The sequence below is a fragment of the Blastococcus sp. SYSU DS0616 genome (assembly GCF_054051015.1).
In genome coordinates, this window is sequence record NZ_JBJHAJ010000004.1 from 40,704 (window position 1) to 54,785 (window position 14,082).

At 73.7% G+C, this 14,082-nt stretch carries 17 protein-coding genes; 8 read left to right on the forward strand and 9 right to left on the reverse strand.

The features are described 5' to 3' along the window. Positions 1–15: 15 nt before the first annotated feature. Complete coding sequence (locus tag ACI79K_RS03985; RefSeq protein ID WP_091929288.1) at positions 16–690, reverse strand: Crp/Fnr family transcriptional regulator; 675 nt, start codon at positions 688–690, stop codon at positions 16–18. Between the two features lie 177 nt (positions 691–867). Next, positions 868–1,107 (reverse strand): hypothetical protein, encoded by a 240-nt coding sequence (locus ACI79K_RS03990; RefSeq protein WP_456588204.1) that lies wholly within the window; start codon positions 1,105–1,107, stop codon positions 868–870. Positions 1,108–1,205: 98 nt separating this feature from the next. Between ACI79K_RS03990 and nth the strand changes: the two genes are divergently transcribed. Genes nth through ACI79K_RS04015 form a run of 5 tightly spaced genes read left to right on the forward strand, consistent with a single transcriptional unit; the run spans position 1,206 to position 5,014 of the window. Beyond that, on the forward strand, positions 1,206–2,006 hold the full coding sequence (nth, locus tag ACI79K_RS03995) for an endonuclease III (RefSeq protein WP_456599033.1): 801 nt from the start codon (positions 1,206–1,208) through the stop codon (positions 2,004–2,006). After that, positions 2,006–2,575, forward strand: a complete 570-nt coding sequence (locus ACI79K_RS04000) for a TlpA family protein disulfide reductase (protein ID WP_456588202.1) — start codon at positions 2,006–2,008, stop codon at positions 2,573–2,575. The genes nth and ACI79K_RS04000 overlap by 1 nt, the downstream gene beginning before the upstream one ends. Next, positions 2,572–3,333, forward strand: coding sequence for an NUDIX hydrolase (locus tag ACI79K_RS04005; RefSeq protein ID WP_456588201.1), 762 nt, complete (start codon positions 2,572–2,574; stop codon positions 3,331–3,333). The genes ACI79K_RS04000 and ACI79K_RS04005 overlap by 4 nt, the downstream gene beginning before the upstream one ends. After that, positions 3,330–3,830 carry a plastocyanin/azurin family copper-binding protein gene (locus tag ACI79K_RS04010; protein WP_456588200.1) on the forward strand — a complete coding sequence of 167 codons (501 nt, stop codon included), beginning with the start codon at positions 3,330–3,332 and terminating at the stop codon, positions 3,828–3,830. The genes ACI79K_RS04005 and ACI79K_RS04010 overlap by 4 nt, the downstream gene beginning before the upstream one ends. 2 nt (positions 3,831–3,832) lie before the next feature. Beyond that, positions 3,833–5,014, forward strand: coding sequence for a MarP family serine protease (locus ACI79K_RS04015; protein WP_456599034.1), 1,182 nt, complete (start codon positions 3,833–3,835; stop codon positions 5,012–5,014). 70 nt (positions 5,015–5,084) lie between these two features. Here the strand turns inward: ACI79K_RS04015 and ACI79K_RS04020 are convergent, their stop codons facing one another. The 3 genes from ACI79K_RS04020 to acs all read right to left on the reverse strand — a co-directional run bounded on the left by ACI79K_RS04020 (position 5,085) and on the right by acs (position 8,631). Then, a complete protein-coding gene (locus tag ACI79K_RS04020) occupies positions 5,085–6,011 on the reverse strand; it encodes an alpha/beta fold hydrolase (RefSeq protein WP_456599035.1) in 927 nt (308 codons plus the stop codon). A 4-nt stretch (positions 6,012–6,015) separates the two neighbouring features. Continuing rightward, positions 6,016–6,516, reverse strand: a complete 501-nt coding sequence (locus tag ACI79K_RS04025; protein WP_456588197.1) for a phage holin family protein — start codon at positions 6,514–6,516, stop codon at positions 6,016–6,018. A 165-nt stretch (positions 6,517–6,681) separates the two neighbouring features. Further along, on the reverse strand, positions 6,682–8,631 hold the full coding sequence (acs, locus tag ACI79K_RS04030; protein ID WP_456588196.1) for an acetate--CoA ligase: 1,950 nt from the start codon (positions 8,629–8,631) through the stop codon (positions 6,682–6,684). Positions 8,632–8,764: 133 nt separating this feature from the next. Between acs and ACI79K_RS04035 the strand changes: the two genes are divergently transcribed. Both ACI79K_RS04035 and ygiD read left to right on the forward strand, forming a co-directional pair. Next, the gene (locus ACI79K_RS04035; RefSeq protein ID WP_456588195.1) at positions 8,765–9,463 is read left to right on the forward strand and encodes a (2Fe-2S)-binding protein; all 699 of its coding nucleotides are present in this window, start codon (positions 8,765–8,767) and stop codon (positions 9,461–9,463) included. Positions 9,464–9,549: 86 nt separating this feature from the next. After that, complete coding sequence (gene ygiD, locus ACI79K_RS04040; RefSeq protein WP_456588194.1) at positions 9,550–10,401, forward strand: 4,5-DOPA-extradiol-dioxygenase; 852 nt, start codon at positions 9,550–9,552, stop codon at positions 10,399–10,401. Between the two features lie 83 nt (positions 10,402–10,484). On the opposite strand, the gene ACI79K_RS04045 is transcribed toward ygiD, so the two are convergent. From ACI79K_RS04045 to ACI79K_RS04055, 3 genes are read right to left on the reverse strand one after another with little or no spacing between them, the layout of a single operon-like run. Beyond that, positions 10,485–10,775, reverse strand: a complete 291-nt coding sequence (locus tag ACI79K_RS04045) for a helix-turn-helix transcriptional regulator (RefSeq protein ID WP_456588193.1) — start codon at positions 10,773–10,775, stop codon at positions 10,485–10,487. Between the two features lie 3 nt (positions 10,776–10,778). After that, entirely contained in the window at positions 10,779–11,633 is an 855-nt protein-coding gene (locus tag ACI79K_RS04050) for an ABC transporter permease (protein WP_456588192.1), read from the reverse strand. Beyond that, positions 11,630–12,508, reverse strand: a complete 879-nt coding sequence (locus ACI79K_RS04055) for an ABC transporter ATP-binding protein (RefSeq protein WP_456588191.1) — start codon at positions 12,506–12,508, stop codon at positions 11,630–11,632. The genes ACI79K_RS04050 and ACI79K_RS04055 overlap by 4 nt, the downstream gene beginning before the upstream one ends. A gap of 190 nt (positions 12,509–12,698) precedes the next feature. On the opposite strand from ACI79K_RS04055, the gene ACI79K_RS04060 reads away from it, so the two are divergent. After that, the gene (locus ACI79K_RS04060; protein WP_456599036.1) at positions 12,699–12,857 is read left to right on the forward strand and encodes a hypothetical protein; all 159 of its coding nucleotides are present in this window, start codon (positions 12,699–12,701) and stop codon (positions 12,855–12,857) included. On the opposite strand, the gene cobA is transcribed toward ACI79K_RS04060, so the two are convergent. Then, positions 12,854–14,077 carry a uroporphyrinogen-III C-methyltransferase gene (cobA, locus tag ACI79K_RS04065; protein WP_456599037.1) on the reverse strand — a complete coding sequence of 408 codons (1,224 nt, stop codon included), beginning with the start codon at positions 14,075–14,077 and terminating at the stop codon, positions 12,854–12,856. The genes ACI79K_RS04060 and cobA overlap by 4 nt on opposite strands. Positions 14,078–14,082: the final 5 nt, after the last annotated feature.

Consider the following 14,082-nt stretch of genomic DNA (forward strand, 5'->3'; position numbering starts at 1 on the left):
GCGTTCAGGCGTGCGTCAGCGCGCGCGGCGGCGCAGGCGCTCCTCGTCGAGGACGACGACGGACTTGCCCTGCAGCTGGATCCAGCCGCGGTGCACGAAGTCCGCCAGCGCCTTGTTGACCGTCTCGCGGGAGGCGCCGACCAGCTGGGCGAGCTCCTCCTGGGTGAGATCGTGCTTCACGCGCAGGCCGTCGGTGTCGCGGCTGCCGAAGCGGTCGGCCATCTGCAGCAGCGCCTTGGCCACGCGGCCGGGGACGTCGGTGAAGATGAGATCGGCGACCGAGTCGTTGGTGCGGCGCAGGCGCCGGGCCAGCACGCGGAGCAGCTGCTCGCCGATCTCCGGGTGCGCCTCGATCCAGGGCAGCAGCACCGACTGCGGCATCCGGGCCAGCTTCACGTCGGTGACGGCGGTGGCGGTCGCGGTACGCGGACCGGGGTCGAAGACCGACAGCTCACCGAACTGGTCGGAAGGTCCCATGACCGCGAGCACGTTCTCCCGGCCGTCGGGCGACCGACGGGAGAGCTTGATCTTGCCGGTCATGACGATGTAGAGGCTGTCGCCGGGCTCGCCCTCGTTGAAGACCACCCGGCCCCGGGGGAGGGTGATCGTCTCGAGGCGACTGATGACGGGGTCCACCGCGTCCTCGGAGAGCCCCTGGAAGAGCCCCGACTGAGCCAGCACCTCGTCCACTGCACGTCCTCTCGCACTGTCCTCGGACGCAGGGGTGCCCGCGTCCGGAGCGAGTCTAGGCGGCTGTGCGGTCAATCACCCGTTCGGTGGGCGGCCGCGTCCCCCCATGGAGCGAGTGGCCTCCCTGCAAGGGCCCGCCGCGAGCGTGCGAGCGGTGGGGGGCAGGGAGGTCCTTCCTCAGACCAGCGGGGGGTTCTGCGAGCGCCGGACGCGGTGGCGGCGACGGCGCCAGCGGAACAGCGCCCGCCGGATGCCCGAGGTGGCGAGCGTGTCGACCTCGCCGGGCGTCGCGGTGTCCAGGAACTCGCTGACCTCGCGGGGGGACGCCGGGCGGCGGAGGGGCTCCTCGACCCGCTCCATCACCAGCAGGAACGCGATCAGCAGCGGTGGGAACAGGATGACACTGAGGGCGACCATCCCGACCTCCTCTGCGTCGTCGGCGGAACGGGGAAGCGGTCCGTCCTCGATCATGGCACGCCGGGAGAGGGTCAGCAGCTCCGCATACCCTCGACCGCGTGTCCGCACCCGCGTCCTCACCGGCCTACGCACGCCCCACCCGGGCCCGGCGCCCCACCGCAGCCGCACTGACCGGGGCGTCGCCGTACGACCCGGCGGAGACGCCGCTGGCCCGCACCCGCCGGGCCCGTCGCATGGCCCGCGAGCTGGCCGCGATCCATCCCGACGCCCACTGCGAGCTGGACTTCACCAACGCCTTCGAGCTGCTGGTCGCCACGGTGCTGTCCGCGCAGACCACCGACAAGATGGTCAACAAGGTGACGCCCACGCTCTTCGCGCGGTATCCCGACGCGGTCGCCCTCGCCGGCGCCGACCGGGAGGAGCTGGAGACCATCCTCAAGCCCACCGGCTTCTTCCGGGCCAAGGCGAACTCGGTGCTGGGCTTGAGCCAGGCCCTGGTCGAGCGCTTCGACGGCGAGGTGCCCGCCCGGATGGCCGACCTGGTGACCCTGCCGGGCGTCGGGCGCAAGACGGCGAACGTCGTGCTGGGCAACGCCTTCGGTGTCCCGGGGCTCACCGTCGACACCCACTTCGGCCGGCTGGTGCGCCGGTTCGGCTGGACCGCGGAGGAGGACCCGGTCAAGGTCGAGGCGGAGATCGCGCAGCTGGTGCCGAAGAAGGAGTGGACCGACTTCAGCCACCGGGTGATCTTCCACGGCCGGCGCGTGTGCCACGCGAAGAAGGCGGCGTGCGGCGCCTGCGGCCTGGCGCAGTGGTGCCCCTCGTTCGGCATCGGCCCGGTCGACCCCGAGGTGGCTCTGAAGCTCGTGAAGACCCCCTCCGCCTCGGACACCGAGTGATGCGCCGGGTCCTGGCCGCCGCCGGGGCGGCGCTCGCGCTGCTGATGGCCGGCTGCACCGCCGAGGAGCAGCCCGAGGCCACGCCCGCGACGACCGCGGCCCCGTCGTTCACGCCGTGCCCCGACCAGCCCGACGTCGAGGCCGCCGGGGCCGAGCGGCTGCCGGCGCTCGCCTTCGACTGCCCCGGCGGTGGTTCCCTCGACCTGGCCAGGGCACCGGGCGTGCCGACGGTCGTGAACCTGTGGGGAAGCTGGTGCTCGCCGTGCCGGGAGGAGATGCCGGTCCTGCAGGAGTTCGCCGACCTCGCCGGCGACCAGGTGCGGGTGGTCGGGGTGATCAGCAAGGACGGGCTGCCGCAGGCCGGCTCGTTCGCCGAGGACGCCGGCGTCACGTTCCCCAGCGCCTACGACCGGACCGGGGAGCTGATGGCCGAGCTCGGGATCAACTTCCTGCCCTTCACCTACTTCGTCGACGCCGGCGGCGCGCTGGTGCACACCGAGGCCGGCGCGGTCGCCTCGGTGGACGAGCTCCGCGGCCTCGTCGCGGACCACCTCGGGGTGCAGCTGTGACCGCCGGGGCGGCCACCGACGGCCTGCCCGAGTACCTGCTCCGGCTGCTGGAGCGGGCCGACGACCTCCCGCTGCGCCACCGCATGCCGCAGGCCACCGCCACCGCCCGCCGCTCGGCGGTCCTCATCCTCTTCGGCGAGGGCCCGGCCGGGCCGGACATCCTGCTGATCGAGAAGTCCGCACACCTGCGCAGCCACGCCGGGCAGCCCGCCTTCCCGGGCGGCGGCGTCGACCCGGGCGACGACTTCCCGGTGGGCACGGCGTTGCGCGAGGCCCACGAGGAGGCCGGGATCGACCCCGACGGCGTCCGGGTCCTCGCCACCCTGCAGGAGCTGTTCCTGCCGCCGTCGAACCGGCTCGTCGTGCCGGTCGTGGGCTGGTGGGACGACCCGCGCGACGTCACGGTCGGCGACCCGCACGAGGTGGCGCGGGTCGCCCGGGTGCCGCTGGCCGACCTCGTCGACCCGGCCAACCGCTACCGCGTCCGGCATCCGGCGGGCTTCGTCGGGCCGGCGTTCGGCGTGGCCGACATGGAGGTGTGGGGCTTCACCGCCGGCCTGCTCGACGCGATCCTCGAAGCCGCCGGGCTGGCGCAGCCGTGGGACGCCACCGACGTGCGGCCGATCCGCCCGGAGCGGCTGCGCCCGTACACGCTGCCGGGCTCGGGGGACGACGACCCCGCCGGCGACTCCGCCGCGCCGACCGTCGCCGATCCCGCGCCCGGCGTCGCCCCGGCGCGTACGGTTCGGCCCCGATGAGCGGTGAAAGGACCACCTCCTCCCCGTCCCTCGCCGGCTCGGGGCGGGGCCCGGGAGGCGGCCAGGGCATCGGCGGGAAGGTCGTGGCGGTCGTCGCGGTGCTGGTCCTGCTGGTGACCGGCTGCGGTGGCGCCGGGGGGCAGGAGGTGACCGCGGCGCCGGTCGCCGAGGGGCTCGGTGAGGTGACGATCGCCGACGACGGCGTCCAGGAGGTCACCCTCCAGACCCAGGACGACTACGTGTTCACCCCCGACCGGTTCACCGTGTCGCCGGGGCGGGTGCGGCTGACCCTGGTGAACGTCGCCGAGCAGATGCCGCACAACCTCGAGTTCACCGACGAGGAGCTGCCCGAGCCGATCGACGCCGGGATCTCGATGCTCGCCGCGGGCGAGGAGAAGACGATCGAGTTCGAGGTGTCGACGCCGGGGGAGTACCCGTTCTCCTGCACCTTCCACCTCCAGCTGGGGCAGGTGGGCACGATGACGGTCAGCGGGTAGCGGTGTCCCTGGTCGACCTCCTGCTCATCATGCTGGCGCTGCTGTTCGCGCTGTCCGGGTTCCGGCAGGGCCTCCTGGTCTCGGCCACCTCGATCGTCGGCTTCCTGGCCGGGGCGGTCCTCGGGGCCCAGCTGGCGGGGCCGGTGGCCGACCGGATCGACGGCTCCAGCGTCAGCCGGGTCTTCGCCGCGCTCGTGGTGGTGCTCGTCGGCGCGCTGCTGGGCCAGATCCTGGCCGGGGCCGCGGGCCGGGCGCTGCGGTCCCGCGTCACGTGGGAGCCGGCCAAGATGGTCGACTCCGTGGCCGGCGCGGTCGTCTCGGCGGCGGCGGTCCTGCTGGTCGCCTGGATGGTCGCCTCACCGCTGGCGAGCTCGCCGTTCCCCGAGGTGGCCGGCCAGGTCCGCCAGTCGGCGCTGGTGCAGGCCGTGGACCGGGCGGTCCCCGACGAGGTCCGCACCGTCTACGAGGACCTGCGGGAGGCGATCGACCGGAGGGGGCTGCCCGACGTCCTCGACCCGCTCACCCCCACCCAGGCGCGCGACGTCCCGGCGCCCGACCCGGCGCTGCAGGAGAGCGCGGTGGTCGCCTCGGTGCAGGGGTCCGTGGTGCGGATCCGTGGGGTGGCGCCGTCCTGCTCCCGGCAGATCGACGGGTCCGGTTTCGTCTACGCGCCGGAGCGGGTGATGACCAACGCCCACGTGCTGGCCGGCGTCACCGCGCCGGTGGTCGTCGCCGAGGGCAGGGAGTACGACGCGATCCCGGTCGTGGTCGACGAGGAGATCGACGTCGCGGTCCTCGCGGTGCCGGGGCTGCCGCAGGTGCCGCTGTCGTTCACCCCGCAGCCGGCCGATTCGGGCGACGACGCGATCATCATGGGCTACCCGGGAGGTGGACCGCTGTACGTCGGTGCCGCCCGCGTGCGGGACCGCGGCGAGATCAGCGGTCCCGACTTCCGCAACACGCAGACCGTCGTCCGCGACGTCTACGCCCTGTACGGACAGGTGCGCGCCGGCAACTCCGGTGGCCCCCTGTTCGCCCCCGACGGCAGCGTCCTCGGAGTCGTGTTCGCCTCGGCGATCGACGACCCGCAGACCGGCTACGCGCTCACCGGACCGGAGGTCGCCGCGGCCGCCGATGCGGGCAGCGTCGCGCGCACCGAGGTGGCGACGGGCTCCTGCGAGTAAGAGGACCCCGCTGCCCCCCACCACTCGCTTCGCTCGTGCCGGGTCCCTGCAGCGGGGCCGTTCCAGCGGGTCACTTGGCCCAGTCGGCGATGGCCCGGGTGACCTCGTCGGGGGCCTCCTCCTGCGGGAAGTGGCCGACCCGGGGCAGCTCCCGCCACTCGTAGGCCCCCGCCACGTAGCGGCCGGACCCGCGCGCCGTACCCGGCAGCACGTACGGGTCGAGCGCACCGTGCAGCTGCAGGGTGGGCGCCGTGATCGGGGCCGCCATCCGCCGGGCGTACCGGAGACCGTCGGGCCGCAGCTGGGACCGGCCGGCCCAGCGGTAGTACTCCATCGCCCCGTACGCGGCCTGCGGGATGCGCGCCGCCGCGCGGTAGCGGTCCACGGCCGCCGCGAACTCCGCGGTGCGCGCCCACTCCGGCCCGGCCCAGCGCTGCATCAGGTCGGCCACCGGGTCGTCGTCGACCCGGGTCAGCCGCCGTTCGGGCAGCCGGGGCACCTGGAAACCGAGCGCGTGGCGCATCGCCCGGCGCTGGCGGCGGTCGGCCATACCGGCCCGCAGCAGCCGGGGGTGGGCCATCGACACCACGACCAGCCGGCGGACCACCCGCGGGTGCAGCGCGGCCGCCGTCCAGCCCAGCAGGCCGCCCCAGTCGTGGCCGACGACGACCGCATCGCGTTCCCCGAGCGCCCGCACCAGCGCCGCGACGTCGGCGGAGAGGGTCGGCAGGTCGTATCCGCGAGGTGGCTTGTCGCTGGCCCCGTAGCCGCGCAGGTCCGGCGCGACGACCCGGAACCCCGCCCCGGCCAGGGCCGTGAGCTGGGCGCGCCAGGTCCACCAGAACTGCGGGAAACCGTGGAGCAGCAGCACGAGCGGCCCGTCACCGGCCTCCGCCGTGTGCAGCCGCACCCCGTTCGCGGAGATGTCGCGGTGGGTCCAGGGCCCCGGCAGCAGCACGCTGACGGCGTCGGGACGGCCGTCCGGAGGGACGGTCACCGAGTCAGACCCGGTAGGTCTCGTTGCCGCGCAGCTCCACCTTGCCGCCGTTCACCACGGGGACGTCGCGGTGGCGCGCGCCGGGCGCCTCGCGGTGCATCACCTCGGGCAGCTCGCGCAGCGACTCGATCGTCCGCTCGGGCTTCTCGATCTTCTTGATCAGCCGCTTGCCGATCAGTGCGAGCACGCCGGCGACGAGCAGCAGCACGACCCAGACGATGAGGTAGGACAGCCAGCGGGGCACGCCCAGCGCGGTGAGCCCCTCGGCGAGGGCGATGAAGAGGAAGAACATCGAGAAGCCGGCGACGACGCCCGCCGCGCCGAACATCCCGCCGCCGATGGCGCCCTTCTTCGCGGACGTGCCGATCTCGGCCTTGGCCAGCTCGATCTCACCGCGCACCAGCGTCGAGACGTCGGCCATCGCGCTCTGCACCAGCGTGCCGATCGAGGGCTCGGCCGCCGCGCTGCTCCCGTCGGTTCGGGTCGTCGACACACTGTGGGCCACGGGTGGCTCCTCCTTCGGTGGAACTGCTGGTCGGGACGATCGTGCCCCATGGCCAGCGGGACCGCGTCCCGGTGCCTGCAGACTCGGTGGGGCGGGAGGGCATAGGAGGCTCTACCTGCGTGCCCGGGGTCCGAGGCGCAGGTAGAGCTTCCTATGCCTGGGAGGTCAGCCCTCCGCGGGAGTGGCGGGCAGCTTCTCCTTGATCATGTTCATCACCGACGAGTCGGTCAGCGTGGTGACGTCGCCCAGCTCGCGGTTCTCGGCGATGTCGCGCAGCAGCCGGCGCATGATCTTCCCGGACCGGGTCTTGGGCAGCTCCTGCACCACCATGATCTGCCGCGGCTTGGCGATCGGGCCGATGTCCTTGGCGACGTGCGTCTTGAGTTGCTGGACCAGCTCGTCGCCGGAGTCCTCGGCGTTCCCCCGGAGGATGACGAACGCGACGATGCCCTGGCCGGTGGTCGGGTCGCTGGCCCCGACGACGGCGGCCTCGGCGACCGTCGGGTGGCCGACCAGCGAGGACTCGACCTCGGTGGTGGAGATGCGGTGGCCCGACACGTTCATCACGTCGTCGACCCGGCCGAGCAGCCAGATGTTGCCCTCGGCGTCCTTCTTCGCGCCGTCACCGGCGAAGTAGACGTTCTTCCCGAAGCGCGACCAGTAGGTGTCGACGTACCGGTCGTCGTCCCCCCAGATCGTGCGCAGCATCGACGGCCACGGCTCGGTGAGCACGAGCAGCCCGGTGGAGTCGTCGGTGAGCTCGTTGCCCTCGTCGTCGACGACCTTGGCGGAGATGCCCGGGAACGGGTGCTGGGCGGAGCCGGGGGTGAGGGTGGTGACGCCGGGCAGGGGCGTGAGCATGTGCGCCCCGGTCTCGGTCTGCCACCAGGTGTCCATGATCGGGCAGCGGCCGCCGCCGATGTGCTCGTGGTACCAGAGCCAGGCCTCGGGGTTGATCGGCTCGCCGACCGAGCCGAGCAGCCGCAGGGAGGTCAGGTCGAAGCCGGCCGGGACCTCCTCGCCCCACTTCATGAACGTGCGGATGACCGTGGGCGCCGTGTAGAGGATCGTGACGCCGTACTTCTGGATCAGCTCGAACCAGCGGCCGCGGTGCGGGGTCTCGGGTGTGCCCTCGTACATCACCGAGGTGGCGCGGTTGGCCAGCGGCCCGTAGACGATGTAGCTGTGGCCGGTGACCCAGCCGACGTCGGCCGCGGTCCAGAAGACGTCGGTGTCGGGCTTGAGATCGAACGTGGCCCAGTGGGTGTAGGCGACCTGGGTGAGGTAGCCGCCGGACGTGTGCAGGATGCCCTTCGGCTTCGCCGTCGTCCCCGACGTGTACATGATGTACAGCGGGTGCTCGGCGTCGAAGAACTCGCACTCGTGCTCGGCGGACTGCCGGCCGACCACGTCGTCCCACCACAGGTCGCGGCCCTCGGTCCACTCCACGTCCTGCTCGGTGCGCTTGACCACGACGACGTTGCGGACACCGGGGCTGCGGCCCACCGCGTCGTCGACGGCGGGCTTGAGGGCGCTGGGGGCGCCGCGGCGGTACCCGCCGTCGGCGGTGATGACCAGGACGGCGCCGGCGTCGTCGAGCCGGCTCGCCAGGGCGTCGGCGGAGAAGCCGCCGAAGACCACCATGTGCACCGCGCCGATCCGGGCGCAGGCGAGCATCGAGATGATCGCCTCGGGGATCATCGGCAGGTAGATGGCGACCCGGTCGCCGGCCCGCACACCGAGCTCGGTCAGGGCGTTGGCGGCCCGGCAGACCTCGTCCTTGAGCTGGGCGTAGGTGATCGTCCGGGTGTCGCCCGGCTCGCCCTCCCAGTGGTAGGCCACCTGCTCGCCGTGGCCGTCCTCCACGTGCCGGTCCACGCAGTTGTAGGCCACGTTGAGCCGGCCGCCGACGAACCACTTCGCGAACGGCGGGTTGCTCCAGTCGAGCACGGTGTCCCACTCCTGGTCCCAGCTCAGCCGTCGCGCCGCGGACTCCCAGAACGCCAGCCGGTCGCGGGCGGCCTCCTCGTACACCTCGGGGCCCACGTTGGCCTGGGCGGCCAGGGCCTCGGGCGGCGCGAAGGTCCGGCCGTCCAGCTGGGGCGTCTCGCTCATGTGGTCCTCCCGGGTCCGGTGCCGCGGTGGGCCCGCGGCCGTGCAACGTGTGCCACGACACACCGTATGGCGGACAGTGCTCCGGCGTCTGCCCCACGCGAGCCCCCGAGCGACGACCGGCCACACTGGGCCGGTGAGCGGTCGCCAGGCGCAGGTCGCGGCCCGGATCCCGGGTGCGGCGGCGCTCGGCCTGGTGCCCCCGGAGGGCGCCCCGGTCGTTCCGGCGACCGCGTTCGCCGACCGGGTGTGGCTGACCGACCTGCTCGCCGGCCGGGCCCGCGGCGGCAGCCGCCGGGTGCACGCCACGGTGTGGTGGTACTCGGCCTCCGCCGTCCTCCTGGCGCCGCTGCTGGCCGGGCTCGCGGTCGGGCGTCCGCTCTCCGGCCGCCTCCCCGACGTCGCCGTTGCCCTGAGCCCGGGCGGTCTCCCGCTCGCCGCCGTCTCCTCGCGGGGGGACGACGACCCGGCGGCGGGGCTCCGCGAGACGCTCGGCGACGTCGTCCCCGCCCTGGCGGACGTCGCCGGGATGCGCGAGCGGCCGCTCTGGGCGATCGCCACCGACTCGCTGGCCAACGGGCTGCTGGGCCTCGGCCGCGCGCTGGGCGACGTCCCGGCGGTGACCGCGCTGGCCGCGCCGCTGGCCCGGGCGGTCGGCGCGCCGCTGCCGGCTCCCCGCTACGTCGACGTCGGCGGTGCGCGGTTCACCGCCCGGGTGTCCTGCTGCCTGGTGGACCGGCTGCCGCCCGGTGCGAGGTGCCTGTCCTGCCCCCGCCGCCCCCCGGCGGAACGGCAGGTGCTCCTCGAGGACGCGGCCACCCGGCTGCCGGGCTGATCCGTCGCTGTCGGTGCCGCGACGACGTCGCACCGCGAGGCTTCGCGCGAGATGATCGACGGAGGCGACGAGAGCGGAGGTCAGCGATGCCCGTGATGCCCGCCGCGTTCCTCGGCCACGGCAACCCGATGAACGCGCTGGAGAGCAACCGCTACACGGAGGCCTGGCGGGCCTTCGGGCGGTCGGTGCCCCGGCCCCGGGCCATCCTGGTGATCTCCGCCCACTGGTACGTGCAGGCGACCGCGCTCACCGCGATGCCGCGGCCGCGCACCATCCACGACTTCTTCGGCTTCCCGCGGGAGCTGTTCGACGTCCGGTACGAGCCCCCGGGCCTGCCGGAGCTGTACGACGAGGTGGCCGACATCGTGCACCCGACGTGGGTGGGGGCCGACCTCGACAGCTGGGGCATCGACCACGGCGCGTGGTCGGTGCTGGCACACGCCTTCCCCGACGCCGACGTCCCGGTGGTGCAGCTGTCGATCAACGCGCTCAAGTCCTTCGACTACCACCTCCAGCTCGGGGCGGCGCTGGCGCCGCTGCGCGAGGACGGGGTGCTGGTCATCGGCAGCGGCAACGTCGTCCACAACCTCGGCGGGGTCAGCCGCGCGCTGCCGGACGCCGGGTTCGACTGGGCGCAGCGGTTCGACGAGGCGGCGAAGGAGTGCATGCTGACCGACCCCACCGACGTCGGCCGTCTCGACGGGCACCGCGACTTCGACCTCGCCGTCCCGACGCCGGACCACTTCCTGCCGCTGCTCTACGTGGCCGGCATGGCGGGCGCGACCGACGCGCCGGTGGACGTGCTGGTCGACGGCTACGCCTACGGCTCGCTGTCGATGACCGCCTACACCGTCGGCATGGACGCCCCGGAGGCGGCGGGGTCGGGCGTCGCCGCGGCGCTGCCCGACGGCCCGCCCCCGGACGGCGCCAACATCTGATGGACCACCGACCAGGCATAGGAAGCTATGCATGCGTTTCCGGCGCGAGAACGTATGCATAGCTTCCTGTGCCCAGTGGGTCGCTATGCGGTGCGGGGCTCCTCGTCGGCGGGGCGGTGCAGATCGGTGATCCGGGGGAAGGGGCGCGTCGAGAAGACCGCCTCGACCGGTACGCCGAAGAACTCGGCGATCCGCAGGGCCAGGTGCAGGCTCGGGTTGTACTCGCCGCGCTCCAGGTAGCCGACGGTCTGGTAGTGGACGCCGAGGGCGTCGGCGAGCTCCCGCCGGGTCACCTGCTGCTCGGCGCGCAGCAGCGATATCCGGTTGTGGACGGCGTCGCCGGAACGGTCGCCGGCGGGGCGATCAGGAGCCACCGATCAGCGCACCCACTGCAGGGTGGCCTCCCGGGCCGCCTGCACCTGCGACCCGGACTGCCGGCGCGCCATCCGGCGCAGCACCCGGGGGGTGACCAGCGCGCCGAACACGGCCCAGGCGGCCAGGACCACGACGGTGAGGCCGGTGCGCCACGAGTCGCCGAGCTCGAGGGTCGCCGCCGCGTCGGGGAGGAACGCCGAGCGCAACCCCAGGCCGATCCAGTAGATCGGGAAGACCTGCGCCACGGCCTGCACCCACCCCCACATCAGCGTGATCGGGAAGAAGATCCCCGAGATCGCCGTGAGGACCAGTACCGGCAGCATGCCCCAGCTGCCCACCTTCTGCGTGCTCGGCACGACCGCCCCCAGGATCATGCCCAGCGGCAGCGTGGCCAGCAGCCCGAGCACGACCACCCAGGCGACGGTGAGCCACCCCGACGCGCCGCCGTGCATCAGCCCGTCGAAGAGCAGGAAACTCGGCACCAGCACGGTCAGCAGCGACGGGAACAGCGAGAGGGAGTGGTAGGTCAGCTGCCCGGTCACGTACCCCGGCATGCCGTGGGGGAGCGCCTTGTGCCGCAGCAACGTGCCGTCCTCGCGCTCCATGGCCAGCGCGAAGGCCGGACCGATCACCACACCGAAGGCCAGCAGCGCGCCGAGGATGCTGGGCAGCGCGTACGTCGGGTACATCAGCCCGGTGCCCTCGAGCTCGTTGTCCCGGTTGAACCAGAGGTAGAGCAAGGTGCCGACGGCGGTGAACAGGTAGAAGCCCTGGTCCTGCGGGCTGCGCAGGCTCAGGACGAACTCCGTCCAGCCCCGCTGGAGCCCCAGACCGATCGCGTGCCGGGTGGCGTTCATCGGGTGACCTCCTCCAGGACCGGGTCGGCCGGGCGGCCGGACTCGAAGCGCTGCACCATCGCCAGGTAGGTGTCCTCGAGGCTGGCGCGGCGGACCTCGAGGTCGGTGAGCCGGTCGCCGTGCTCCTCGAACAGCCGGCGGACGAAGGGGACGACGTCGTCGGTGGGGTGCACGTAGCGTTCCGCGCCGCAGGCCCAGCGCACCTCCGCCGTGCCGGCGACCTGGCGGGTGAGCTCGTCGGCGCTGCCGGCGGCGACGATCCGGCCGTGGGCCAGGATGAGGATCCGGTCGGCCAGCTTCTCCGCCTCGGCCAGGTCGTGGGTGGTGAGCAGGATGCTCGTGCCCTCCAGGTCGGAGAGCCGGTGCACCAGCTCGTGGAAGTCCCGCCGCGCCTGCGGGTCGAAGCCGGCCGTGGGTTCGTCGAGGAAGAGCAGCTCGGGCCGGCCGATGATGCCGACGGCCACGTCGAGCCGCCGGCGCTGGCCGCCGGAGAGGGTGCCGATCTTGCGGTCGGCGTGCTCGTCGAGGCCGACGGTGGCGATGAGCTCGTCGACGTCGTAGGGGCGCCGGCGCTCGGGTGTCGAGTAGGGCGTGAAGTAGCCGCCGAGCTGGGTGAGCAGCCGGCGCGGCGTCCAGCGGGCGTGGTCGCGCCAGGACTGCAGCACCACGCCCACCCGGGCCCGCCACGCGTCGCCCGCTGTGGCCGGGTTCTCCCCCAGCACCCGGACCTCGCCGGCCGAGGGCAGCCGGAAGCCCTCCAGGATCTCGATCGTCGTGGTCTTGCCGGCCCCGTTGGGGCCGAGCAGGCAGACGACCTCGCCGGGGTGGACCTCGAGGTCGACGCCGGAGAGGACTTCCTGCTCGCCGTAGGTCATCCGTAGCCCGCTGGTCCGGACGACCGGTTCACCTGCCGTGTCCCGCTGAGGACCCATACCGCCACACCCCTGTGCGCTCGTCGGTGCGGCCGATAGTAGGAGTACTACATCGAGAGCACAAGTACATACGGAACCGCGGTGACTCTCACGCCTCGTAGCGACTCGCGTGTGGGACGTAGCGACCCCCCGCGTGGACGAACGGATCCGCCACCGCGCCCGGAGCGCGCTCAGCGGGCATCCTGCGGAGGCCGACGTCGCGCTGGTCACCTGCGGCGGTGAGTTCGACGACGCTGCGGGGACCAGCACGGAGAACACCGTGGTGTTCGCGACGGTGGCCGACGGCTCCTAGGTGGCAGCGGTGAGCCCGGCCACCTCGCCGACGACCCAGACCGCCGGGGGGCGGACGGCGTGCTCGGTGAGGGTGGCCGGGAGGTCGGCCAGGGTGGTGCGCAGCGACCGCTGGGTGGGGGTGGAGCCGTCGGTGACGACCGCGACCGGGGTGTCGGGTGCGCGGCCGTGCTCGACGAGGGCGGCGGCGATGGCGGGGGCGGTGTCGACGCCCATGAGGACGACGAGGGTGCCGCGCAGTGCGCCGAGGGCGGCCCAGTCGACCAGTGACTGGGGGTGGCCGGGGGGCAGGTGGCCGGAGACGACGACGAACTCGTGGGTGAGGCCGCGGTGGGTGACCGGGATGCCGGCGAGGGCGGGGACGGCGACGGCGCTGGTGATGCCGGGCACGACCTCGACGGGGATGCCGGCCTCGGTGCAGGCCTGCACCTCCTCGAAGCCGCGGCCGAAGACGAAGGGGTCGCCGCCCTTGAGGCGCACGACACGGCGGCCGGCGCGGGCGTGGGTGACCAGCAGGTCGTTGATGGTCTCCTGGGCCATCGAGCGGCCGCGCGGCAGCTTGGAGGCGTCGACGACCTCGACCTCGGGGGGGAGCGAGGCGAGCAGTGACTGGGGGCCGAGGTGGTCGGCGACGACGACGTCGGCGGTGGCCAGCGCCTGCCGGCCGCGCACGGTGATCAGTCCCGGATCACCCGGGCCGCCACCCACCAGCACCACGCTTCCCGCGGGGGTCGGACGTGCGGCGCGGTCGCGGATGCTGCCGTCGGTCAGCCCGGCGACGATCGCGTCCCGCACCCCGATCGCCCGCTGCGGGTCCCCGCCGCCGTGCACGCCCACCACCAGGTCGCCCTGCCGGCCGATCGCCGGGGTCCAGACGCTGGAGGCGGCGCGGTCGTCGGCGCGGGCGCAGAAGATGCGGGCGCGCTCGGCCTCCTCGGCCACCGCCGCGTTGACCGCCGGGTCGTCGGTGGCGGCGACGGCGTACCAGGCGCCGTCGAGGTCCCCGGGCCGGTAGGGCCGTCGGTGCCAGGTCGTGCTGCCGGCCGCGGCGAGCGACTCGAGCGCCGGGGTGACCTCCGGGCTGACCACCGTGACGCGGGCCCGGGCCTCCAGCAGACCGGCGACGCGCCGGTGGGCGACCCGGCCGCCGCCGACGACGACGACCGGCCGGTCGCGCAGCCGCAGGCCGACCGGGTAGACCGTGCCCGACTCGGGGGGCACCGGGG

Bases quoted from the DNA above. Each gene is read 5' to 3' on its own strand.
- ACI79K_RS04010 (WP_456588200.1), top strand. From the start codon at position 3,330: ATGAGCGGTGAAAGGACCACCTCCTCCCCGTCCCTCGCCGGCTCGGGG.
- ACI79K_RS04050 (WP_456588192.1), bottom strand. From the start codon at position 11,633: ATGAACGCCACCCGGCACGCGATCGGTCTGGGGCTCCAGCGGGGCTGG.
- ACI79K_RS03990 (WP_456588204.1), bottom strand. From the start codon at position 1,107: ATGGTCGCCCTCAGTGTCATCCTGTTCCCACCGCTGCTGATCGCGTTC.
- acs (WP_456588196.1), bottom strand. From the start codon at position 8,631: ATGAGCGAGACGCCCCAGCTGGACGGCCGGACCTTCGCGCCGCCCGAG.
- ACI79K_RS04000 (WP_456588202.1), top strand. From the start codon at position 2,006: ATGCGCCGGGTCCTGGCCGCCGCCGGGGCGGCGCTCGCGCTGCTGATG.
- ACI79K_RS04055 (WP_456588191.1), bottom strand. From the start codon at position 12,508: ATGACCTACGGCGAGCAGGAAGTCCTCTCCGGCGTCGACCTCGAGGTC.
- ygiD (WP_456588194.1), top strand. From the start codon at position 9,550: ATGCCCGTGATGCCCGCCGCGTTCCTCGGCCACGGCAACCCGATGAAC.